We start from the raw sequence: 17,253 nt of genomic DNA, 5'->3' as shown, positions 1-17,253 counted from the left end.
GAATTGGACGTCGTAATAGAATCACCGCCTTGTATGCCGCGCTTCCGGCCGGCCTGATGTTCGGGTAGAGCTCGATTATAACATTCCCTGCCGCTCATTTCCATTTTGGCCGAAGCCGTTTTTTTTGAAACCCCGGCGGGCGATATTTTAGTAGAGTCGCGTCCGCAACCCGGTCCGGGCGGAGAATAAACATTTTCCTGTTGCAAAACGATGGTTCCCATGCTATGATATATTTCCTACGTGTCCCAGTAGCTCAGTTGGATAGAGCACACGCCTTCTAAGCGTGTTGTCGGGGGTTCGAATCCCTCCTGGGACGCCATTTCGTTATCTATGCGTCTGAATTAAATCGCAACGCCTCAATCCTTTGACACATTAGGATCGAGGCGTTTTTGTCATTCCTTCAGAGCTCGCCGGCTGCGCGATTTGCTCGCGGGCCGGAAGTCGATTATTAGCCGCGGCGGCCTAACACGTATGGATTCGGACAACTTTCTTCTCGAGCGCGGTCAACGTCGCCATAGTTCTTTGAATTGAAGATCAAGAACCTTCAGATCGGCCTTTAATGAACGCAACTCGTCCGCTAGATTCGAATGCGTCCCCGCGGAATGCATGTCCTTGATGACAAGCCACCTCTTTCTTGCGCAACTTTAGATACAAATTGTATCACAAAAAAGAGAATCCTCGGCCCCGTTTCATCAAAAAATGGATTCCGCTTCCGAGCACCGCGGCAGACGCTGCGGGCAGCAACCGGGGGAGTTACGGTTATTGCCCGAAAAAATAACGAGCTCGTTCATCGTGCCGCATGCCGCGGGCCGGGATTTTTTTCGTAATCGCGTTAGCAATCCGGACGGGCGCGTTTAAATAAATAGGGATCGCCGCACTATAAAGGAATACCGCATGAGTCCAATCATGCAAGCATGCTATTTTTCCGAAGGAGTGATCTCAGTATGACGCAACAATCCGCCAACCGTCCGACGTCGTTTCCGCCGCAGCACCAGAACCGGCAGCCCGGCCTGGAAAGCGACATGAATCCGCTCCCCCGGTTCCAGGCCGAAGGGTACAAGCCCGCCGGCAAGCTGGCCGGCAAAGCGGCGGTCATCACCGGCGGCGACAGCGGCATCGGCCGTGCCGTCGCGCTCATGTTCGCCAAGGAAGGCGCGGACGTCGCGATCGTGTACTTGGACGAGAACGACGACGCCGGCGAAGTGAAAGGCCTGATCGAAGATCTGGGACGCAAATGCGTGACGATCGCGGGCGACGTCGGCGATCCGGAGTTCTGCAAGGACGCGATCGAGAAAGCCGCCGACAAGCTCGGCGGGCTCGACATCGTCGTCAATAACGCCGCGGAACAGCACCCGAAGGATAAAATCGAACAGATTACCCCGCAGCAGCTGGAGCGGACGTTCAAAACAAACATCTTCGGCATGTTCTATATCACGCAGGCCGCCATGCCGCATCTGAAGGCCGGCTCGGCCATCGTCAACACGGCGTCGATCACGGCGTATCACGGCAGCCCGACGCTGCTCGATTACTCGTCCACCAAGGGCGCCATCGTCGCGTTCACGCGTTCGCTGGCGATGAACCTCGCCGCGCAGGGCATCCGGGTCAACGCCGTGGCGCCGGGGCCGATCTGGACGCCGCTCATCCCGTCGACGTTCGACGAGCAGCAGGTGGCCAAGTTCGGCGCCGATACCCCCATGAAGCGCGCCGGCCAGCCGGAAGAGCTGGCGCCGGCTTACGTGTACCTGGCGAGCGGCGACTCGTCCTACGTGAGCGGCCAAGTCATTCACGTGAACGGCGGCGAAATCGTCAACGGCTGACCGCGGCCGGCACCGGAAAAGCCGGGAACGCCCCATGCCTTGCGGCATGCGCGGACGTCCCCGGCTTTTGGGCGTTCAGATGCGCTTGAGCAGCCTGGCGATGGACCGGTCGGCTTCGCGCAGCACGCTGCGCTTGTCGACCGTCTTCACCTTGCCCCGCTCCACGACCAGCTTGCCGTCGACCCAGACGTACGAGACGCTGCCCCGCGACGCCGCGTAGACGATCCGGGAATACGGATCGGCGCCGTAGGACGGGAACGTGTGAAAATCCTCCAGATCGAGCAGCACCAGATCCGCCTTCTTCCCCGTCTCGATGCTGCCGATCAGATGATCCAGCCCGAGCGTCCGCGCCCCGCCGATCGTCGCCAGGCGCAGCACCTGCCGCGCCTTCATCGCCTCCGGCCCGAGGCGCACCTTGTGCAGCATCGCGGTCAGCCGCATCTCCTGGAACATGTCGAGCGTATTGTTGCACGGCGCGCCGTCGGCGCCGATGCCCATCTCGATGCCCTGCTCCAGCAGCTCCGGCACGAGCGCCACGCCCGACGCCAGCTTCAGATTCGAGCCCGGGCAATGGGTCATGCGCGTCCCCGTCTTCCGCAGAATCTCCCGTTCCTCGTCGTCCAGCCAGACGCAGTGGGCCAGAACCAGCCGCGGCGACGTCAGGCCGATATGGTCCAGATACGCGATATTGCGCATCCCCCGCTGGCTGCGGACGAGCTCGATCTCCTCCCGGTTCTCCGCGGCGTGCGTATGCACGAGCACGTTATGCCAAGCCGAGAGGTCCCGCACCTCCTTCAGCAGCCGCTCCGTGCACGAGACGACGAACCGCGGACAATACGCGTACTTCAGCCGGCCGTTGTCGAAGCCGTGCCATTTCTCGAGCAGCGCGGTGCTCTCGGCGATCGAGCGGTCCGTGTCCTCCCGCAGCCCCTTCGGCACGTCGCCGCCCGCGTCCATCATGACTTTGCCGGAAATCGCCCGTATGCCTCCCGCCGCCATCGCCTGGAACGCGAAGTCCGTATGGCTGACGGTTTCCATGTCCAGAATCGTCGTCGTCCCGCCGCGCAGCAGCTCGCCGATGCCGAGCATCGCGGAAAAATAGACCGACTCCTCGTCGTGGGCCGCTTCGAGCGGCCAGATTCGCGTCCGGAGCCAATCCATGAGCGCCATGTCGTCGGCTTGTCCGCGAAAGAGCGTCTGGCAAAGGTGGATATGCGTCTGGACGAACCCGGGCAGCAGCAGCTTGCCTTTCGCCTCCACGACGGTCGTCGCCGCCGGGTCGTGCGCCGGGAGCGGTCCGCCGACGGCCACCAGCTTATCGTCCTCGAACATGACATCGCCGGTAAGAATCTCGTCCCTGTCGTTCATCGTGACGATCGTCGCATCGCGCAATACAGTCGTTCCCATGGACAACCTTCGCCTCCTTCGCCTCAAGCCGCAAGCATCCCCGCCAGCTTGCTCAGATTGTAGCACGGAACCGCCGGAAATAAATTGAACATTCAAAAAAAAGAAACGGCTCGCGCCGCTTCCCGCCCGCGCGAACTCGTTTCCGTCAACCTGCTCCCCGGACCGCCCCGTCAGACCGCCTCTTCAGGACCAGTCCATCAGCCGCCGGATGTCGGCGCGCACGCCGGGATACGACAGCACTTGCTCCTTGAACGATTCCCGTTCGCCCCAATCCGTCTTCATCGTCGGCGTATCGAACAGCTCGTCCGTGACGTCGGCGTATGCCTGGTGCAGGCTGTTGTCGTACCAGTCGGCGTCCGGACGGGCGTCGTTCCGTACGACCGTGACCATGTCGTAGTCGTTGTCCCGCGAACGGCCGAAATACGCCAGCAGATCGGGATTGGGGGCATCGCTCGTCTGCACCTCCACCTCCGCGCAGTGCAAGCCGTCCCTGTCCGAGGCCCCCTTCACATGCGCTTCCGTCACGATCATTGCAAGCTCCCTTCGGGAAAAAGCCCCATCGTCGCGACGTGGCGCTTCGTTTCGTCGGTGCCGAGCTCGTAGAGCAGCCGGTAGATGTCCTCGAGCAGGCCGTCGGTGCCCGCGTTGATCTGCTTGTCGGACGCGGAACGGAACGGGCTGAGCGCGTACACGGACGCCTGCGCCTCGTCCATCGACGCGTATTCCTCGAGCAGCTCCTGCAGCCGGTTCAATTCTTCTTCGTTCGCGGTGATCGCCAGCTCGTAGCCGGTGACCGTCGGATCTTCCACGACCGACCCGGCCTGGACGGAGACGTAATAGGGTCTGCGGTCGTAATAGGATGCTTCATGCTCATTGGCCATGATGGACTACTCCCTCCTTCATATCGTTCTAGCATCCCCCGGGGGACAGACATTTTATCCATGCGCAGGGCATAACCATGCTAGTATCGCTGTTTTTAACCCTGCAGCAAGAAAGGAATGAGAACCATGTGTGGATTCACGGGCTGGATCGATTGGACCGCCGACCTGACGAAACAATCCATCATCCTGGAGAAAATGACCGGAACGCTGGCGAACCGCGGCCCGGACGCCTCCGGTACCTGGATCTCGCCGCATTGCGCGCTCGGCCATCGCAGGCTATCCGTCATCGATCCCGCGAACGGAGCGCAGCCGATGGTTCGCACGTCCGACGACGATACGTATGTCCTCGTCTATAACGGGGAGCTCTATAACGCGCCCGAGCTGAAACGGGAGCTCGAGGGCCGCGGCCGGCGCTTTACGACGACCTGCGACACCGAGGTGCTGCTGGTCGCTTATATGGAATGGGGACCGTCCTGCGTCGAACGGTTCAACGGCATCTTCGCCTTCGCGCTGTGGGACGCCCGGGAGGAGCAGCTGTTCATCGCCCGCGACCGGCTCGGCGTCAAGCCGTTCTTCTTCGCCCGCCAGCTCGGCCGGTTTATTTTCGGCTCGGAGCCGAAGGCGCTGCTCGCGCATCCCGAGGTCAAGCCGGAGGTCGGACCGGAGGGCTTGGCGGAAATCTTCATCAACGGCCCCGCGCGCACGCCCGGCGTCGGCGTCTACCGCGACATCTCGGAGCTGCTGCCGGGCCAATGCGCGACGGTGAACCGGGCGGGTCTGCATGTCTCGCATTATTGGAAGCTGCAAAGCCGGCCGCACGCCGAGAACGTCGAGCAGACCGCGCGGACCGTCGGCGATCTGCTGAAGGACACCGTCGAGCGTCAGCTCGTGTCCGACGTGCCGCTCTGCACGCTGCTGTCGGGCGGGCTCGACTCCAGCGCGCTCACGACGCTCGCGGTCAATTATTATAAGGAGACGGGGCAAGGCACGGTCCACACGTTCTCGGTCGATTACGTCGACAACGACAAGCATTTCAAATCCCACGCGTTCCAGCCGAATGCCGACGCGCCGTGGATCCAGCGGATGACCTCGCATCTCGGCACGATTCACCACGCGACGGTGGTCGATACGCCGGAGCTCGTCGGCGCGCTGCACGAAGCGATGACGGCGCGGGATATGCCCGGCATGGCCGACGTGGATTCCTCGCTCCTGCTCTTCTGCCGGGAAATCAAGAAGGAAGCGACCGTGGCGATCTCCGGCGAAGCGGCCGACGAAATCTTCGGCGGCTACCCGTGGTTCCACCGCGAGGACGCGCTGAACGCCGGCACGTTCCCCTGGTCGCTTGCCGCGGGCATGCGGGCGGAACTGCTCTCGCAGGACGTAGCGGCCTGGATCCGGCCGCTCGAATACATCGGCGACCGTTACCTCGACGCCGTCGCGGAGGTGCCGCATCTCCCGGGCGAAGACGCGCAGACGCGGAAAATGCGGCAAATGTCGTACCTCAACATCACCCGGTTCATGCCGACGCTGCTCGACCGCAAGGACCGGATGAGCATGGCGGTCGGTCTCGAGGTGCGCGTGCCGTTCTGCGACCATCGCCTCGTCGAGTACGTCTTCAACATTCCGTGGGAAATCAAGACGGCCGGCGACCGGGAGAAAGGCATTCTTCGCAAAGGGCTCGAAGGCGTGCTGCCGCACGACGTGCTGTACCGCAAGAAGAGCCCGTACCCGAAGACGCACAACCCGAACTACCTGAACGCCGTGCGCACGCGGCTGCTCGACGTCATTAACGAAAGCAACTCCCCGCTGCTGCCGCTCATCAACGTCAAAAAAATCCGCCAGCTCGCGGAATCCGAATCGGCCAGCTCCAATCTGCCGTGGTTCGGCCAGCTGATGTCCGGCCCGCAGCTGTTCGCCTACCTGCTCCAAATGGATATGTGGCTGCGCGACTATAAGGTCGTCATCCGGTAATGAAATGCAATAGGTCTGACAAAAAAGCCCCCGTCGCCGAGAAGCGCGAGTTTGACTCGCGAGCGCTTCCGTGCGAACGGGGGTTTTGCTTGAGAACGATCTTGCGAAATACTTGCTTGATACCTGCTTGCTGCATGTTGCTTGCCGTCCGGCCGATTGCTTGTTTCCTCAACGCGTTATTCCGCGCCCAGCCTCCGCAGCAGCGACGCCAGCGCGCGCCCGCGGTGGCTGATCGCCTGCTTCTCCTCTATGGACATCTCCGCCATGCCTTTTCCTTCGGCGGTCACCCAGAACAGCGGGTCGTAGCCGAATCCGCCGCCGCCCTTCGGCTCGTCCATGATCCAGCCCGGCACCTCGCCCTCGCTTTCCGTGAACGCGCCGGACTCCGGATCGTACAGCGCCAGCGCGCACACGAACCGCGCCTCGCTCAGCAGCTTCGCGCCGTCCGGCAGCCCCTCCGCCGCGGCGCCGCCGTCCGTGACGCGTTCCAGCTCCCGCAGCAGCTTCTCGTTGTTGCGGGCGTCCGTCGCGCCTTCGCCGGAATACCGGGCCGAATAGACGCCCGGCTCGCCGCCGAGCGCGCGCACCTCCAGCCCGGAGTCGTCCGCCATCACCGGCAGGTTCAGCGCTTCCGCCACCTCCCGCGCCTTCTTGCGCGCGTTCTCCGCGAACGTGGCGCCGTCCTCGACGACGTCCGGCAGGCCGGGATAATCGAACATGCTGACGACGTTCATGCCCAGTTTGCCGAAGGCATGCGCGAATTCCCGCACCTTCCCGGCGTTCTTCGTCGCGACGACGACCGTACCGCCCCGCTTCATACGCTGAGCGTCCCGATGCGCCTGCCCGCTTCGCCGAGCGCATCGCGCTGCTTCGCGATCAAGCCGGCGATTCCGGCTTCCGCGGAGGCGAGCAAGGCGTCCAGCTCCTCGCGCGAGAACGGCGACTCCTCGCCCGTGCCCTGCACCTCGACGAACTTGCGGGCGCCGGTCATGACGACGTTCATGTCGACCTTCGCCTTGGAATCTTCCTCGTAATTCAGGTCGAGCAGCGTACGCCCCCCGAGGACGCCGACGCTGACCGAAGCCAGGTAGTCCGTAATCGGGTATTTGGCGAAAGCATGGTTCTTATTCAGCTTGTCCACCGCGAGCGCGAGCGCGACGAACGCGCCGGTGATCGACGTCGTCCGCGTGCCGCCGTCCGCCTGGAGCACGTCGCAGTCCAGCGTGACCGTGCGTTCGCCGAGCGCGTGCAGGTCGACGACCGAGCGGAGCGCGCGGCCGATCAGCCGCTGGATTTCCATCGTGCGGCCCGTCAGCTTGCCTTTCGCGGATTCCCGCTGGTTGCGCACCTGCGTCGCGCGCGGCAGCATCGCGTATTCCGCCGTGATCCAGCCTTTGCCCTGCCCTTTCATGAATGGCGGCACCCGTTCTTCGATCGAGGCGGTGCACAGCACCTTCGTATCGCCGAACTCGATGAGCACGGAGCCTTCCGCGTATTTGTTGGGTTGCAGCGTAATCGTGACCGGGCGAAGCTCGTCCGCCTGCCGTCCGTCCAATCTCATAATCGTAATCCTCCTGTCGATGGGTCCAGACTATTTTACCAAATGCGATTGGGAAAAACATCTATCGCCTCCCCGAGCGGCAAAAAAAAATCCGCCCCGAAGGGCGGACCCGGTCGCTTGCCCGGCATCCGCCGGGCTTGACGATTACGATTTGAAGGCATTGACGTGCTCGGGACGGCTGACCGGCTCGCTGTAGGATTGGTTCATGGTGTCGACGAAGTCGGATTTGCCGTTCAGTTTGATCTGCACCTTGGACAGGCCGGTGTTCTCGGTCAGGGAGAGAATGACGGCCTGCAGCATTTCGGCCGGTTCCTGCGTGCCCGGCTGGAAGCTGTCGTCCTGCAGCTCGACCGTCACGACGTCCTTCGCCTTGGACACGTTCTTGACCACGACGTCCGGCGTCACGACCGCCCGAAGCGGCAGGTTGCCGATCGGCCCGCTGATCAGCTGCTCGATCGCCGTCTTGGCGCGGTTGTTGCTGCGGTTTACGAGCCGCGTGACCGGCACATAATAAGGTTCGTTGTCCGGCGAGAGCGCGGAGAAATAAATCGTCACGGGCGCCGAGGTGCTGTAGTCGACGCCGTCCGCGGCTTCGAGGTTGATGCCGACGGCCCGCGTCAGCGGCTCGTCGATCGGCATGCCGTCCTGCGGCATTTCCGCCAGCTCCTTGCCTTCCATCCAAATTTTCACGTTTTGCACGTCCGGCAGGCTTGTCAGCGTCCACGTGACGGCCTCGACGATCTTCCGTTCTTCCGTGGCGGTATAGTCGCCGAATTCCTTCGAGAAGTCGACGACGGCAAGCTTCTGGTCGGGAATCAGGTTGAGCTGCTTGATGGCCGTCCCTTTCGGAAGCACCGCGTTGAAGCCGTCCGGGAGTTCGCTCGCGTACGCGCTGCCCTCCACCATCATTTCGAGCGCTTTCTGGCCGGGCTTCTCGTCCTGGCCGAGCGCCGCCATGACCGTGACCGGGGCGAGCAGCCCGTTGCGGTCGCTTAAGTACAGCGTCATCTGCGATTGGTCGCCCTGCGCGGCGGTTTCCGAGCCCGGATCGACGTTCGCGCTGACGTTTTGCGTGCCGTTTTGCGGCGGATCGATGGATTCGCTGGCGGGCTGAGAGAACAGGCCGCAGCCGGTCGTCAAGATGGGCAGAGCCAAAGCTCCGGCGAGCGCTGCCCGGCGAAACAGGCGATAATGAGTCATGAACATTTCCTCCCCATTTTGGATACATAGCCGTTACGGCTTCGAACCTGCGGACATGACGCCCTTTTGGTACAAGTCCTGCTTTGTAGTACTATGTATACGAGCCCTCCCGACCGATTAGACCAGTTTTGTCCACGAAAATGAGACAAGGGGTGTACCGCCAATGACCAAATCCGAAACGTATTCATTGAACAGCGCCAAGATCGCCGAAGCCACGAAGGAATGGCTCACGAAGCGCGGCGTGACGACGCCGCAAATCGCCGAGCTCGTCCTGTTTCTGCAGAAAGACTACTACCCGGATTTGACGCAGCGGGAATGCGAGCAGTACGTCGAGGCCGTGCTCACCAAGCGCGAGGTGCAAAACGCCGTGCTGACCGGCATTCAACTCGACCTGCTGGCCGAAGAAGGCAAGCTGCTGTCCCCGCTGCAAGAAATGATCGAGAACGACGAAGGGCTCTACGGCTGCGACGAAGTGCTCGCGCTGTCCATCGTCAACGTGTACGGCAGCATCGGCTTCACGAACTTCGGCTACGTCGACAAGTTGAAGCCCGGCATCCTGAAGAAGCTGAACGACAAGCACGACGCGGCGTGCCATACGTTCCTGGACGACATCGTCGGCGCGATCGCCGCGTCCGCCAGCAGCCGCATCGCGCACCGCAAGCAAGCGGAGCGCGAAGGCGTGGTCGGCCCGCCGATCGACTGAAACCGGAGCGGCGCGCAACAAAAAGGACGAAGCGGCTTCAAGCCGCTTCGTCCTTTTCGTTTGATTACCCCTCGACCGCGTCGTATACGATCGCGGCCGCGTCCTTGCCCTGCCGGATGCAGTCCGGCAGGCCGACGCCTTCGAACGCCGCGCCCGCGATCCAGACGCCCGGCATTTCCGCGCGCAATTGCGCCCGCAGCCGCGCCGTCGCCTCGAGATGCCCCACGGGGTACTGCGGCATGGAGCGATGCAGCCGCGTGATCTCCGTGAACAGCGGCTCCGCCGTGATGCCGAGCACGCTCTTGATGTCGCGGCGCACCGCGTCCGTCAGCGCGCCGTCGGGCAGGTCGACGACCTCCTCGTCGCCCGCGCGGCCGACGTAGCAGCGCAGCAGCACCTTGTCGGACGGGCTGCTGTGCAGCCACTTGGCCGACGTCCACGTACACGCCGTGATCGTCATGCCTTCCGAGCGCGGCACGAGAAACCCGGAGCCGTCGAAATCGATGCCGATCGCCGCCTTGTCGAACGCCATGACGACGTTGGCGACCGACACGTAATCAATGCTCCGCAGCGCGTCCACCGGCAGGTGCGGCTCCAGCAGATCGGCCGCGTCGAACGCCGGCGCCGTGATGACGACGCCGTCCGCCGGCAGGATCTCGCCGTTGCTCAGCAGCACGTCGTACGGCGCCGCCTCCGGGCCGTCCGCTTCCCCGGGCTCGTTCTTCCGGAAGGCGACGGCTTTGCAGCCGAATCGGCTGTCGCAGCCGGCGAGCGCCTCCGTCAGCGCCTCCAGCATCGTCGCGAGGCCGTTCTGGAACGTCAGGAACATGCTGCCCTGCGCCCGCTTCGGCAGCCGGCCCGGCGCGGCCGGCGCCGCCGTTCCCTTGCCGCGGTTCGCCCGCGTTCCCCGGATGAGGCTGCCGTGCCGCCGCTCCGCTTCCCGGAATTGCGGGAACGTCGCCTGCAGGCTCAGCTTGTTCAAGTCGCCGGCGTAGATCCCGGCCAGCAGCGGCTCCGCGATCCGCTCCATCACTTCCGGGCCGACGCGCCGGCTCAGGAACGAACCGAGCGATTCGTCGCCCTCCGCCTTGCTCGCCGGAAGGACGAAATCGAGCATCGCCCGCGCCTTGCCGCCCCAGGACAGCAGCCCCGTCTTGGCGAACGGCATGATTTCCGTCGGCACGCCGAGCACGAGCCCCGGCGGCATCGGATGCAGTTTCCCGCGATGCACGATGTACGTTTTTTTCGCGGCCGGATTCGTCCCCGTCAGCTCGTTCCCGATGCCCAGGTCGAAGGCCAAGTCGATGATCGGCGTTTTCCGCGCCAGGAAGGAATCCGGGCCCTTCTCGATCACGAAGCCTTCCTTCCGCAGGGTATTGATTTTGCCGCCGATCCTCTCCGACGGGTCCACGACCGTAATATGCGCCTCGCGTCCTCGCAGCTCCGCTTCCTTCTTCAAATAAAAAGCGGAGGTGAGTCCGCTGATCCCGCCGCCGATGACGACGAATCGATCCAGCTTACCGTTGCTCCGCATGTGCGAGTCATCTCCTCTGTCCATGTAAATCCGCGTCCCGCCCGCGCCGGCGCGCTAGATAAACGCGCCCCGGCTCGCCTGTTCGACGCAGTCCGCCAGCGTCTCCATGTAGAGCGGGTCCGTGCCCAGCATGTCGATGCGGACGAGCCGAATGCCGAGCGCCTTCGCTTCCGCCCGCGCCTCGATGTCGAGGTCGTACAGCACCTCGAGATGCTCCGAGACGAAGCCGATCGGCGCCGACAGCACGCCCTTGTACCCGGCCTCCGCCGTTTCCTTCAGCGTCTCGAGGATGTCCGGGCCGAGCCACGGCTCGCGCGTCCGCCCCGCGCTCTGCCACGTGAACGCCCAATCCGGCGTGCCCGCGCCTTCCGCGACGCTGGCCGACGTGGCCAGCAGCTGCTCCTCGTACGGATCGCCGATCTCGCGGATGCGCGCCGGCAGGCTGTGTGCGCTGAACAGCACCTTAAGCGGCCCTTCGCCGCCCGTCTTCGCCTCCAGCTCCGCGTAAGCATCCTTCACGCGCTTCACGAGCGCCTCGATCAGCTTCGGATGCAGGTGGTAGCTCTCGACGGCCTCGAACGCGATCCCCTTCGCTTCCGCTTCCTCCCGCGCGCGCTGCATGTAGCTGCCGACGCTCATCGTGGAGAAATGCGGGGCCAGCACGATGCCGACCGCCTGCTTCACGCCGTTCTCGGCCATCGCCGCGACGCCGTCCTCGATGTACGGGCGCGCGTGCTTGAGCCCTTGGTACACGGCGTACCGGCCCGGCGCCGCTGCGTCGAGCGCCGCCTGCAGCCCGTCGGCCTGGCGGTTCGTGTTCTCCCGCAGCGGGAAGACCCCGCCGACGACCGCCTCGTAGCGCGCCGTCAGCTCCGCGAGCTGCTCCGGCGTCGGCGCGTGGCCGCGGCGGATATGCGTATAGTACTCCGCGATGCCGTCCATGCTCTCCGGCGTGCCGTACGACATGACGAGCACGCCGATTTTCGGATCAGCCATGACGGGCGACCTCCTTCGGTTTCGCGCCGAGCGCCGCGATCGCTTCCTCGGAATACGCGTGGACGTAGTCCGTCAGCTCGCGCAGCTTGTCGAGCGGCGCCTCGGGGAACAGCCCGTGGCCGAGGTTGAAGACGAATTTCGGCGCCTGGACGCCTTCGTCGATGATCGTCTTCGCTTGCTCGCGGATGACGTCCATCGGCGCCGTCAGCACGTACGGGTCGAGGTTGCCCTGCACCCCGAACGCGCCGCCCAGCCGGCGGCGGCCTTCCGCCACCGGCACGCGCCAGTCCAGCCCCACGATGTCGGCCCGCACGTCGCCGAGCGTCGCCAGCAGCTCGCCGGAGGCCACGCCCGGGAAATAAATCTTCGGCTGCGGCAGGTCGGACAGCTCGCGGAAGATCCGCTCGATCGTCGGCAGCACGTACGTCGCGAAGTCGCGCGGCGCCAGCGCCCCGACCCAGCTGTCGAACAGCTGGAGCGCCTTGCCGCCCGCCGCCATGTGCGCGCGCAAATACGCGATGGCCATGTCGCCGAGCTTGTCCATCAGCGAGAACCACAGCTCCGGCTCGGCATACATCATCGTCTTCGTCTTGATGTACGACTTGGACGGACGGCCTTCGATCAGGTAGCTCGCGATCGTGAACGGCGCGCCGGCGAACGTGATGAGCGGCACCTCCAGCTCGCGGACCAGGATGCGGATCGTCTCCAGCACGTGGGAGAGGTCGCCTTCGACGTCGATCGGCTTCAGCCGCGCGATGTCGTCCGCCGTCCGGATCGGATTGTGGATCACCGGCCCGACGTTCGCGACGATGTCGAAATCGATGCCGATGGAGGCGACGGGATTCATGATGTCGGAATAAAGAATCGCCGCGTCGACGCCCAGCTTCTTGACCGGCATCATCGTCACTTCCGCGGCGAGTTCGGGCTGCTTGCAGATTTCGAGCAGCGAGTAACGTTCTTTTATTTTACGGTAGTCGGGATCGTACCGTCCCGCTTGCCGCATATACCAAACGGGTAAGCGATCGACGTGTTCGCCCCGGCAAGCCCGGATGAATAAGTCGTTGTAGCCCATTGAAGTTCCCCATTTCTATCGTTTTCCCTACGTTTCCATTATGCCCTTTTTGCCAGGCCGTAACAACCGTCCCGCTCATGGGAACGATGACAATCGTATGACAATGTCAGGTTTGGGCCGCGCCGTTCTTGGACTTTCTCCCCGCTGTGGTATACTTGCCTTATAGCTTCGGAAGCGATAACGGCCGCAAATGAAGGAGAACGCAATGGAACAATGGAAGAAAAACCTTGCCGTCCTGTGGATCGGACAGTTTCTGGTCATGGGCGGCATGACGATGATCATGCCGTTCATGTCGCTCTATCTGCAAAGCCCCCGGATCGGCATGACCGACGAGCACGAGATCGCGACGTGGGCCGGCATCATTTTCGCGGGAAACTTCGTCACCGCCTTCCTCTTCCAGCCGCTGTGGGGCAAGCTGTCGGACAAGTACGGCCGGAAAATGATGCTGCTCCGCTCGGGCTTCGGCATGGCGATCGTCATGGCGCTGATGGGCTTCGCCACGTCGCCGTGGCATCTGCTCCTGCTCCGGATGGTGAACGGGACGATCTCCGGGTTTAACCCGGCGGCCGTCTCGCTCGTCTCCATCAACACGCCCAAGGAGAAAATGGGCTTCGCCATGGGGACGCTGCAGTCCGGCGGCATCGCGGGGACGATTCTCGGCCCGTTCCTCGGCGGGCTGCTCGCGGACGCGGTCGGCTACCGGCCGATCTTCTACCTGACCGGCATCTCGCTGTTCGCCGCCTCGACGCTCGCCTACTTCGTCGTGAAGGAGCGGTTCGACCGCGCCCAAGCGGCCGCGAAGCCGGCCGTGTCCATCATCGCCGGCTTCAAGCAGCTGAGCGGCGTGCCCCAGCTCTCGGCGCTGTTCGCCGTGACGTTCCTGCTGCAGTTCGCGATGATCGGCCCGAACCCGCTCATGCCGCTGTACGTCCAGCGTCTGCACGGCACGGACGTCAACCTCGCCTTCTGGGCGGGCTTCGTCAGCTCCGCCGCCGGCATCACGAACATGGTCGCCGCGCCGCTCCTCGGGCGGCTGAGCGACCGGATCGGCCAAGCGAAGGTGCTCGGCATCTCGCTCGTCGGCGCCGCCGCCATGTTCGTCCCGCAGGCGTTCGCGGCCACGGTCTGGCAGCTGCTGCTCTTCCGGCTGCTGCAGGGCTGCTTCCTCGGCGGGCTCATCCCGTCCGTCAACGCGCTGGTGCGCCGCTTTACGCCGGACGGCATGGAAGGCCGCGCCTTCAGCCTGAACAGCAGCATGCTTTCGCTCGGCAACATGATCGGCCCGATCGTCGGCGGGGTCATCTCCGGCTGGACGGGCATCGGCGGCGTATTCCTGATCTCCGCCGTCCTGTTTCTGATCAACGCCGCCTGGGTCCGCAAGACGCTGGTGGCGAAGCGGCCAGCCTCGCGCGAGGCCTAGCCGGAGCGGCGCGCGGCATGCGCCGGCGCCCAAGCATCGCAAAGAGTGCCGGGCCTTCCCTCGGGAAGATCCGGCACTCTTTGTCGTGCTGGCGCGCTTATTCCGTTGCGCCGTCTCTCGTCCGGCCGCCGCGCAGCTACTTGATCCGGGCGATCGCGAGGCCGTCGTACGCCGGCAGCAGCGTGCCCGTCAGCCGCTCGTCGCGGACCATCGTCTCGTTGAAGCCGCGCATCGCGAGCACCGAAGGCCCGTTCTTCTCCGGATCGGCCGTGCGGCCGTGCAGCAGCGCGTTGTCGCCCGTGATGACGGCGCCCGGATTACCGAGCTTGATCGCCCATTCCAGGTACTCCGGATAGCTCTCCTTGTCCGCGTCGATGAAGAAGAAGTCGAACTTGCGCCCTGTCTTCTCCAGCTCCGCGAGGCTCGCCTTGGCGTCCCCGACGATGTATTCCGCGCGGCCGCCGAGGCCGGCCGCCTCGAGATTGGCCCGGGCGGTGTCCGCGTAGCCCTGCACGAGCTCGAGCGACGTCAGCTTGCCGCCCTCCCGCAGTCCCCGCGCCAAGCAGATGCCGCTGTAGCCGCCGAGCGCGCCGATCTCGAGCACGTTCTCCGCCCCCGACATCGCGACGAGCATCGTCAGCAGCCGGCCGTAGCCGGACGCGATCGAAATTTGGGGCATCCCCTGCGCTTCGATGGCCTTGTGCACGCGCGCCAGATCGGCGTCCTCGCCCAGCAGACCGTCCACGTACCGTTCCGCCGCTTCTTGTTCCGTCGACATTTCCATCTCTCCTCTCGCCGTATCCCGGGTTCGCGATTGTATTTAAATGCCATGATGTCCTATACTTGATTGTAAGATTTTCGAGGATCGAAAACAAGCAAAAGCAAGACGGAGGATACGGACATATGGATAACCTGCAGCTGATCGCCACGGCCCCGATGGGACTCGAGGCGGTCGTTTCGCGCGAATTGACGGAGCTTGGCTACACCGACCAGAAGGTCGAGAACGGCCGGGTCGTTTTCAAAGGAGGGCCGGCGGACATCTGCCGGGCCAATCTATGGCTGCGGACGTCGGACCGCGTGCTGATCAAGATGGCGGAATACCCGGCCGCGACGTTCGAGGAATTGTTCGAAGGGGCGAAAGCGATCGATTGGCCGGCCTGGATTCCGGAGAACGGGGAGTTTCCCGTGGAGGGACGCTCGCACAAATCGCAGCTGAGCAGCGTGCCGGCCTGCCAGAGCATCGTCAAGAAAGCCGTCGTCGAGAAAATGAAGACCGTCTACGGCACGGAGTGGTTCGCGGAGGACGGCGCGCGGTTCGTCATCGAGGTCTGGCTGCTGAACGACGTCGCCATGATCACGCTCGACACGACCGGCCCGGGGCTGCACAAGCGCGGTTACCGCAAGCTCGTCACGGAAGCGCCGCTTAAGGAAACGATGGCGGCGGCCATGGTGCTGCTGAGCCGGTGGCGGCCCGAGCGTCCGCTCTACGATCCGTTCTGCGGCTCGGGCACGATACCGATCGAAGCGGCGATGATCGGGTGGAACATCGCGCCGGGGCTGCGGCGGACGTTCAACAGCGAAGGCTGGCCGCTCGTGCCGGACGAGCTGTGGGAGCGGGCGCGGGAGGAAGCGTTCGACGCCGTCCGGGACGACATCCCGCTGCAGATCGCGGGCTCGGACATCGACCCGGCCGCGCTCGACGTGGCGGCCGCGGCCGTGAAGAAGGCCGGCTTCGCGAACGACATCAAGCTGACGCAAATGCCGGTGTCGCGGATCAAGCCGGACGGCGACTACGGCTGCATCGTGACGAACCCGCCGTACGGCTCCCGCCTCGGCGACGAGAACGACGCGGAGAAGGCCGTCCGGCAGCTCGGGCTCAGCATGCTCTACCTGCCGACCTGGTCGACGTTCGCCCTGACCCAGTCGCGCACGTTCGAGGAAACGATCGGACGCAAGGCGGACAAGCGCCGCAAGCTGTTCAACGGGCGGATCGAATGCACGTATTACCAGTTCTTCGGGCCATTGCCGCCGCGCGACAAGGCTTGACGCCGGCCTCGGCTTTGTTTCCGATGCCGAGCGCGATTATAATGGGGGAAGATTATTGCGTTTTCGTAAATCCGCGAACGCGCGACCGAAAGGATCCTTTCCCATGACCTTACCGGATCTCACCTTGAAACGGCGCCGTCTGCGGGCGCCGTTTCGCATGGTTACGGCGCTGCCGAGCCTTGGCCTGCCGCTCTTCGTGCTCGTCATGCTGTTCAAGCTGGCGCTGTTCGACCGCCTTGTGCACGTCCCGTACATGGCGATGAACGCGGATGACCGGCTGGTCGCCGTCGGCACGCTGGCGCTGCTGGCGTTCTGGACGCTTTGGCTGCCGCGACGCGGCCGGCTGCTCGCGCTCATCGCGCTCGACGTCCTGCTGACGGCGCTCGTCTACGCCGACCTGCTCTATTTCCGCTACTTCCAAGACCTCATCACGATTCCCGTTCTGCTGCAGGCCGGCCAGGTCGGCGAGCTCGGCGCCAGCATCCACGCGCTGCTGTCTCCGAGGGATCTCTGGTTCGCCGCCGACTGGGCCGCGCTGCTGCCGCTCGGCATCGCGCTGCTCGCCTCGAAGCGGCTGCGGGGCGCGCTCGCGGGACGGCCGGCCGCCGCATCCCGCGGCCCGGGCCGCGCAAGGCGCGCCGCGAT

At 64.1% G+C, this 17,253-nt stretch carries 15 protein-coding genes, 1 tRNA gene and 1 pseudogene; 7 read left to right on the top strand and 10 right to left on the bottom strand.

All coding sequences use genetic code 11. The features are described from left to right. Positions 1-242: 242 nt before the first annotated feature. Positions 243-319 (top strand) — tRNA-Arg (locus tag I8J29_RS14690). A 625-nt stretch (positions 320-944) separates the two neighbouring features. Beyond that, entirely contained in the window at positions 945-1,817 is an 873-nt protein-coding gene (locus tag I8J29_RS14685; protein WP_208848327.1) for an SDR family oxidoreductase, read from the top strand. A 75-nt stretch (positions 1,818-1,892) separates the two neighbouring features. Here I8J29_RS14685 and I8J29_RS14680 read toward each other — a convergent pair whose 3' ends face one another. From I8J29_RS14680 to I8J29_RS14670, 3 genes are all read right to left on the bottom strand, one after another. Continuing rightward, entirely contained in the window at positions 1,893-3,224 is a 1,332-nt protein-coding gene (locus tag I8J29_RS14680) for a 5'-deoxyadenosine deaminase (RefSeq protein WP_208848326.1), read from the bottom strand. Positions 3,225-3,407: 183 nt separating this feature from the next. After that, the gene (locus I8J29_RS14675) at positions 3,408-3,755 is read right to left on the bottom strand and encodes a hypothetical protein (protein WP_208848325.1); all 348 of its coding nucleotides are present in this window, start codon (positions 3,753-3,755) and stop codon (positions 3,408-3,410) included. Then, positions 3,752-4,105, bottom strand: coding sequence for a hypothetical protein (locus I8J29_RS14670; RefSeq protein ID WP_208848324.1), 354 nt, complete (start codon positions 4,103-4,105; stop codon positions 3,752-3,754). Before I8J29_RS14670 ends, I8J29_RS14675 begins: the two co-directional genes overlap by 4 nt. A gap of 126 nt (positions 4,106-4,231) precedes the next feature. Here I8J29_RS14670 and asnB point away from each other — a divergent pair, with 126 nt between their 5' ends. Next, positions 4,232-6,076 (top strand): asparagine synthase (glutamine-hydrolyzing), encoded by a 1,845-nt coding sequence (gene asnB, locus I8J29_RS14665; RefSeq protein WP_208848323.1) that lies wholly within the window; start codon positions 4,232-4,234, stop codon positions 6,074-6,076. Positions 6,077-6,252: 176 nt separating this feature from the next. Here the strand turns inward: asnB and rdgB are convergent, their stop codons facing one another. The 3 genes from rdgB to I8J29_RS14650 form a co-directional block, all read right to left on the bottom strand. After that, positions 6,253-6,894: an RdgB/HAM1 family non-canonical purine NTP pyrophosphatase gene (rdgB, locus tag I8J29_RS14660; RefSeq protein ID WP_208848322.1), complete on the bottom strand. Its 642-nt coding sequence runs from the start codon at positions 6,892-6,894 to the stop codon at positions 6,253-6,255. Beyond that, complete coding sequence (gene rph / locus I8J29_RS14655) at positions 6,891-7,637, bottom strand: ribonuclease PH (RefSeq protein WP_208848321.1); 747 nt, start codon at positions 7,635-7,637, stop codon at positions 6,891-6,893. The genes rdgB and rph overlap by 4 nt, the downstream gene beginning before the upstream one ends. 144 nt (positions 7,638-7,781) lie before the next feature. Next, the gene (locus tag I8J29_RS14650; RefSeq protein ID WP_208848320.1) at positions 7,782-8,837 is read right to left on the bottom strand and encodes a GerMN domain-containing protein; all 1,056 of its coding nucleotides are present in this window, start codon (positions 8,835-8,837) and stop codon (positions 7,782-7,784) included. Positions 8,838-9,000: 163 nt separating this feature from the next. Here I8J29_RS14650 and I8J29_RS14645 point away from each other — a divergent pair, with 163 nt between their 5' ends. Continuing rightward, the gene (locus I8J29_RS14645; protein WP_208848319.1) at positions 9,001-9,540 is read left to right on the top strand and encodes a phosphatidylglycerophosphatase A family protein; all 540 of its coding nucleotides are present in this window, start codon (positions 9,001-9,003) and stop codon (positions 9,538-9,540) included. Positions 9,541-9,604: 64 nt separating this feature from the next. Here I8J29_RS14645 and hemG read toward each other — a convergent pair whose 3' ends face one another. The 3 genes from hemG to hemE are packed head-to-tail and all read right to left on the bottom strand — an operon-like array spanning position 9,605 to position 13,142. Further along, a complete protein-coding gene (gene hemG / locus I8J29_RS14640) occupies positions 9,605-11,074 on the bottom strand; it encodes a protoporphyrinogen oxidase (RefSeq protein ID WP_208848318.1) in 1,470 nt (489 codons plus the stop codon). A 54-nt stretch (positions 11,075-11,128) separates the two neighbouring features. Continuing rightward, complete coding sequence (hemH, locus tag I8J29_RS14635; RefSeq protein ID WP_208848317.1) at positions 11,129-12,070, bottom strand: ferrochelatase; 942 nt, start codon at positions 12,068-12,070, stop codon at positions 11,129-11,131. Next, the gene (gene hemE / locus I8J29_RS14630; RefSeq protein WP_208848316.1) at positions 12,063-13,142 is read right to left on the bottom strand and encodes a uroporphyrinogen decarboxylase; all 1,080 of its coding nucleotides are present in this window, start codon (positions 13,140-13,142) and stop codon (positions 12,063-12,065) included. The genes hemH and hemE overlap by 8 nt, the downstream gene beginning before the upstream one ends. Positions 13,143-13,347: 205 nt before the next feature. Between hemE and I8J29_RS14625 the strand changes: the two genes are divergently transcribed. Then, positions 13,348-14,562 (top strand): MFS transporter, encoded by a 1,215-nt coding sequence (locus tag I8J29_RS14625; protein ID WP_208848315.1) that lies wholly within the window; start codon positions 13,348-13,350, stop codon positions 14,560-14,562. Between the two features lie 136 nt (positions 14,563-14,698). On the opposite strand, the gene I8J29_RS14620 is transcribed toward I8J29_RS14625, so the two are convergent. Further along, complete coding sequence (locus I8J29_RS14620; protein WP_208848314.1) at positions 14,699-15,340, bottom strand: O-methyltransferase; 642 nt, start codon at positions 15,338-15,340, stop codon at positions 14,699-14,701. Positions 15,341-15,465: 125 nt separating this feature from the next. On the opposite strand from I8J29_RS14620, the gene I8J29_RS14615 reads away from it, so the two are divergent. After that, positions 15,466-16,608, top strand: coding sequence for a THUMP domain-containing class I SAM-dependent RNA methyltransferase (locus I8J29_RS14615; RefSeq protein WP_208848313.1), 1,143 nt, complete (start codon positions 15,466-15,468; stop codon positions 16,606-16,608). A gap of 103 nt (positions 16,609-16,711) precedes the next feature. After that, positions 16,712-17,253, top strand: a pseudogene (locus I8J29_RS14610) (LTA synthase family protein); the annotation flags it as partial.

It is taken from the genome of Paenibacillus artemisiicola (assembly GCF_017652985.1).
In the GTDB taxonomy this organism is placed as follows: Bacteria; Bacillota; Bacilli; order Paenibacillales; family Paenibacillaceae; genus Paenibacillus_Z; species Paenibacillus_Z artemisiicola.
Note: the sequence above shows the minus strand (reverse complement) of the source record. Positions and strands in the feature narration are given on the sequence as shown.